Raw genomic sequence first — 5,483 nt, forward strand, 5'->3', positions numbered from 1 at the left:
GCTGCTTTACCCGGAACGATTCAACATCGGAGTCTGAATCTCAACCCGCCTCACACACTAAATTCCGGATACCTCCAATTTCACGGCAAATCATGTCACACCATGTCGGTACTGGCGCGGTGACAGCCCAGTCCCAACGATCTATCGATACAATTGACCAACTCTACACATACGAAAAACTACGGGGCGATTTATGAGCAGGTACTGCGGGGACGACGACCCTAAATCCATCTTAGATGCGGCCATACACTGGCGCGACACGGCGCTCCTAGGCGGTCGCTCCGTCCTGACCAATCAACCGCTTTGGACATCACAAGCTCTCGACTTGCTCGACGAGCACTTCGTACGTAACCCCGATCTCGGAGACGGAAAGTTTCTTGAGAAATTGGAGAGTCAGCTCGCACCGGCCGCGAACTCCGCGAAGCAGCTGGTCGCCGAAATGATGTGGTTGCTGTACCTCTGCCCGAGTAGCCTAACAGCAGCCCACAAACGCAAGACTATCCAGGCTATTTGGTCGTGGTCCGGCGAACCGTTACCGGCCGACTCGCGCTGGCTAGATGACGACGTGCTCGCAGGCGTCGGTAGCGCTGGTCCCGGCTTCAATCAAAATCAATGGCGCGAGCTCGCCTTCCTAATCAACTTCCTCCGTCGCTTCAATGAACTAACCAACATTCGTCAACTGGAGTTAATCGGAGAGGGATGGGCATTCGATGAATGGCTTCGCCAGGTCCCAGATTGGGAAGCAAGACAGTTTCGTCACATGCTGCTCTTCCTGCTGTTCCCCGACGACTTCGAACGGATCTTTGGGCAGAACGATCGCAAGACTATTGTTCGCCACTACTCAAAGCACGAGCGTCGTGTAGTTAATCGCATGGATCCTATTCAACTGGATCGCGAACTGCAAGCTATTCGGAAACGCCTTGAAACGGAGCGCGGCACGACCCAGCTTGACTATTACGTGCCCCCGTTGAAAGGGGAGTGGCGCAGCGAGACATTCGCCGCAGCAACAGAGAACGTAACGGCGGAGCACATTCGGTTGGCTCTGCACGAAATCGACCAAGAAGGTGTGCCAACGGACGCGGAATCCACTGGCTACGATCTTGTTTATGACGGCAAGCGCTATCCGCCTAAGTTGGTCCTGTCTCTGGCTGTTAAACAAGCAACGGGCGAGCCACTAGATCGTGCAGCTTTCTCCGGCGGCGAAGCTTCGTCCGCCTTCCGGTTGCTGCGACGTCTCGATTTCGAAGTTGAACCCAAGGAGGAATCGTCAAACGGCATTCCGGGGCTCCTTAATCGTTTTCTCAAACAGGCGAGTGATGGGAATGAACTCGGGACAAAGGGCTACCTCAGCGTATACCGGGATCTCAAAGTTCGAGTGAGTTTCGGCAAAGGCAACTTTGCCCGGATTCCCTGGATCGCGTTTCTTGGCGATGGACAATCAGTCAATCAAGGCATTTACCCCGTCCTGCTTCTGTATGCTGAGCAGCAGCAACTATTGCTGTGCTATGGAGTAAGCGAAGAGGGGGCGTCCCGATTGAGCTGGGGCGAACTGGCCGGAGCCCAAACGGTAAGGGAATGGTTTAAAGGACGATATGGTCGAGTGCCGGATCGCTACGACGCATCCATCGTTCGCTCGACGTACGACCTCACGCAACCATTGCCAATGGCTGAGCTGCAACAGGATTTGGACGATGTAATCGATATCTATAACCAAGTTCTCGCCAGCGACGATGCGGGCGAGCTACCGGATGCAATTGAACCAGAGCTGTCGGACGAACCGCTCCCCATCAGAGCGGATCTTCGCGCAGCGATCGATGCATTCAGCAACGCTCTAGTTACTAGCGGCGTGAAGTTCGGTGATCACCACCATGGACTGGTCGCGTCCTTCATTTCAAGTCTGGTCACGAAACCGTTAGCAATTCTGACTGGACTGTCCGGTTCGGGTAAGACACAAATTGCCATTCGGTTCGGTGAGTGGCTAGGCGAGAATCGGCTTCACGTCGCCGCAGTCCGGCCCGACTGGACAGGTGCAGAAGCGTTGTTCGGATACGAAGATGCCCTTAAGCGTGAGCTCGACGGGCGACGGGCGTGGTCCGTTCCCGCACCGTTGGAGTTCATCTTGAAGGCGGCAGCAGATCCTCAGCATCCGTACTTACTACTTTTGGATGAGATGAACCTCGCACACGTCGAGCGCTACTTCGCCGATGTACTGTCAGGTATGGAGTCCGGGCAACCGTGTATTCCAAACCTTCACAAGGGAACAGACGACTGCTGGCGACTGAAGGCCAACGCAGAAAAGCAGCTGCCGCTACCACGAAATCTCTGGATCGTCGGCACCGTCAACATCGACGAAACGACCTACATGTTCTCGCCAAAAGTACTCGATCGTGCCAACACTTTCGAGTTTCGCGTTCACTCAAGTGATCTCTCGATCGAAGCGATCAAGCCGCACCCGTGCGTTGCCGGGGATCAGGAGCTGGTGAGGGGATTGCTGAGCATCGCGCAGGATGACAACTGGCATCGAGATCGCCAGAGCGACACGCTCAACGAGCTGAACCAGCGCCTGCGGCAATTGCACGAACTCCTCAGTCGATACAACCTCGAGTTCGGCCATCGCGTCTTCTATGAGGCAATCCGATTTGCGGCCTTGGCACAAGAGGCTGGGATCAACGGCCTAGCGTCGATCGTGGACCGGATTGTCATGCAAAAGGTACTGCCGAGATTGCATGGATCACGCAGACGCCTCGAACTGCCTCTCCTGGCGCTGGCGCAGTTCTGTCGGGAGCTGCCGGATTCGATTCTGGCCGATGACAAGCTTCCGACATTTGTGATCGATGAAATGCCAGAGCAAGGTGCCGCACTTCCCATCGCCTATGCTAAGACCGTCCGCATGCTTCGAAGCCTGCGTGCCAATCAATTTGCTAGCTTTACGGAATAAGCCGTGCGTGCTGCGTCAGAAGCTATCGCATTTCTTCGCGATTCGACAGGAAACATCACCGCAAAGTTGCGCATTGCGGTGTTACCTCGTCGCTCTGCCACTCCTTTAGCAACGCTTTGGTGCTCCGACGATAGCACTTCAACGGAAAATGCTGCTGCAGGTATGGTTGAGCTTTTGGAGGGCATGGAATATCGATACGCCTGGGAAATCCTGGGGTCAAACGGTAGCCCGCTGAACGCTGATCCCGAAGAACTTTTCCAACCGGATACCACGGACGGAGCGTCTGGTCGACTACGGCCCGGACTTGCAACCGGCACCATACGCGTCGTGCTCCGTACCGACGCCAGAACACTCGGACAGATGGAGCTTGAGGTCCGATCGCGCAAACTCTCGTACCTCTCAGAGTATCGCTGGATGCTGCGGGATATTGCTGAGCGAATGACTGAGCTCGTGATGGACCGTTTCGCGGTGAGCGATGCAAGCTTCGAACTCGACGAGACACGTGACGCCGTTACACTCTATCAGCGCTTCACATTTTTGCGCGCCTTGTTCGAAAGCGAAAACTTCCAAGGAGCGCTTCGCGAGATCGTTCGGCGTCCGCACACCGCATGGGAAACGACAAGCGACATGGTGCGTGCTGGCGCCGGGATACGAGCGGACTCATGTGTGCTACGGCAATTCGCCAAAGGCGGATCTAGATCGGCTTGGCCAGACGGGTCTCTCAAGTCCGTCCCGTCCTACTTTGAACGGGCACAAACGGAAGCGACCCACGACACGACCTCAAATCGCTTTGTTAAATTCGCTCTAGAGCATTGGCTTCGGATACTTGGCGATATCGAGCGAGGTCTTTCAAAAGCCGCGGCGAGCCCAGCGACGACGCGCGGGCAACGCGAAATTTCTGGCGTAATGTCTCAGTTGGAAGAGGTGCTGCATTGCGACCTGTTTACCGATGTTGGGCGACTCACAAGATTCCCAGCCGACGATCAAGTACTCCAGAAGCGCGAAGGCTATCGGGATATCTTCAAAGCCTATGTGGAGACTGAATTTGCAGCGCGTCTCTCTTGGCAATCGTCGCCGGACGTCTATGGCGCAGGCCAGCGCGATGTCGCGACGCTTTACGAGTACTGGGCGTTCATCCAGCTTTCGCAGGTCGTAGCGGACCTCGTGGCTCAGGCGTTCGATTTGAGTCCGTTGGTGCAGGCTCGACCAGATGGTTTGACTGTTGGCATTCGCAGAGGCGTAGAGACTGTTCTTTCCGGAGAGGTCAATCGCTTGGATCGACGTATGCGAATTGAACTCTGCTTCAATCGAACCTATCGCCGAGGCATGGCAGGTATCGCGTCGTGGACGAGACCAATGCGTCCGGACTATTCGTTGTTGATCAGTCCCGCCGACGATGAGCCTGCGTCATTTGAACCTATCGTGCTTCATTTCGACGCGAAGTATAGGGTCGATTTCGTTCGAGAAATTTTCGGCACCGATGGCGAAGAAGCGAATACCTCTGGCTCGGAATCGCTTGCTCGGTTGGAGCGTGGCGGCGTTCTGCGTGAAGATCTATTGAAGATGCACGCGTACCGCGACGCGATACATCGAACTGCAGGTGCATATGTGCTGTATCCGGGCGGAGACGATGAAGGAGACGGCCTGAAATACCCCGAATATCACGAGCTCCTGCCGGGATTAGGTGCGTTCGTGCTACGGCCAACCGACACCGGCATCGCAAGCGGTACATCGGCACTTCGACGATTTATCAGCGATGTGCTCGATCACGTCGCAACGCGTCTAACAAGGCATGAGCGCGGCCGATTCTGGCAGATGGAAACATATAGCACATCGCAACTTCGGCGATCGGCTCAAGCGGCCGCTTCCCCGCCCCCTGATGCGAGCGTCCTTTTGGGCTTCGTAAAAAGCCATGAACACTGGAGCTGGATCCGAGGACGTAAGTCGTACAACCTTCGAGCTGAAGGTCGGCGTGGAGGTGTTCATCCCGGCGCAGCCCTACTGAGCAGTCAGCTTCTACTCCTTTACTGCCCTTCAACGCATGAGGTCGCGCTTGCTCGCATCGTTTCTGACGCAGAGGAAATAACTGAAGCTGGAATGGCTGCGGCTGGCTATCCTGCTCCCCGTGGGAACTATTGGTGTGTCCAGATCCAATGGCTCACCCGCAATCACTGGCTTGGCCGACTATCGTCCCACTCTATCGATGCTTACGTTAGAAGTCAGGGTGTGGCGTACGGCGAGCCCATCGGCATCTCGTGGAGTGATGTCATGTCGCTAGCTAAGGGCGAGTAGTCACTCGAAAGCCGCAATGACGAGACAACTAGCCCTAGTCAGTTGTCTCGTGATCGCCAGCCCCCACATACTCGTTCTTCATCCGCTCTCGATATCGGGCATCCCTCGTTCGGATCGCTTCAAGCCACTCGGATCCCACGTTTCCGCCGCCCCAAATGTAAAAACCCCCGCCTTTACGGGCGGGGGTTCTTGGCTTAGGGAGCCTGACGATTACCTACTTTCACACGGGAATCCGCACTATCATCGGCGTAGA

Annotated in this window: 2 protein-coding genes; both read left to right on the forward strand. The window is 55.7% G+C overall.

The annotated features are described in order from the left end of the window. Positions 1-325: 325 nt before the first annotated feature. Complete coding sequence (locus SB771_RS33255) at positions 326-2,938, forward strand: McrB family protein (RefSeq protein ID WP_244096889.1); 2,613 nt, start codon at positions 326-328, stop codon at positions 2,936-2,938. A 3-nt stretch (positions 2,939-2,941) separates the two neighbouring features. Continuing rightward, entirely contained in the window at positions 2,942-5,230 is a 2,289-nt protein-coding gene (locus SB771_RS33260; protein ID WP_175662724.1) for a DUF2357 domain-containing protein, read from the forward strand. The last annotated feature ends 253 nt before the right edge of the window (positions 5,231-5,483 follow it).

Origin of the sequence: Burkholderia sp. SIMBA_051, from assembly GCF_046534915.1 — a bacterium.
Lineage (GTDB): Bacteria > Pseudomonadota > Gammaproteobacteria > Burkholderiales > Burkholderiaceae > Burkholderia > Burkholderia ambifaria.